The organism is Paraburkholderia sp. SIMBA_027, from assembly GCF_046535315.1.
Classification (GTDB): Bacteria; Pseudomonadota; Gammaproteobacteria; order Burkholderiales; family Burkholderiaceae; genus Paraburkholderia; species Paraburkholderia tropica.
Window position 1 is genome coordinate 1 of record NZ_JAWRWY010000329.1, and the last position, 294, is coordinate 294.

General features: G+C 69.7%; 1 pseudogene. It reads right to left on the reverse strand.

Annotation, left to right across the window (positions count from 1 at the left end):
* Window positions 1–38 precede the first annotated feature (38 nt).
* Window positions 39–294: pseudogene (locus tag SB764_RS39290) on the reverse strand (enoyl-CoA hydratase); the annotation flags it as partial.

Below are 294 nucleotides of genomic sequence, written 5' to 3' on the forward strand. Positions count from 1 at the left end.
CGGTCTAATCTCTCGGCATACGCCGGTTCTCTACTGCGCTACGCACTGCGACTGCTCTGGTAATGCAGGGGTCCGCCCGTGAACGGCGCGAACCCGGTCCCGAAAATCACGCCGGCGTCGGCCAGGTCGGCATCGGCCACCACGCCGGCCTCGACCCGCTCGCGGGTGGCGTCCACCAAGGGCTGGATCAGGCGTTCGGCCAGACCGGCCGGCGCGCGGGCAGCGCCCTGGCCGTCCTTTACCGGTTTGCCGTCGCGCCAGGTGTAGAAGCCGCGGCCGCTCTTTTTGCCCAGG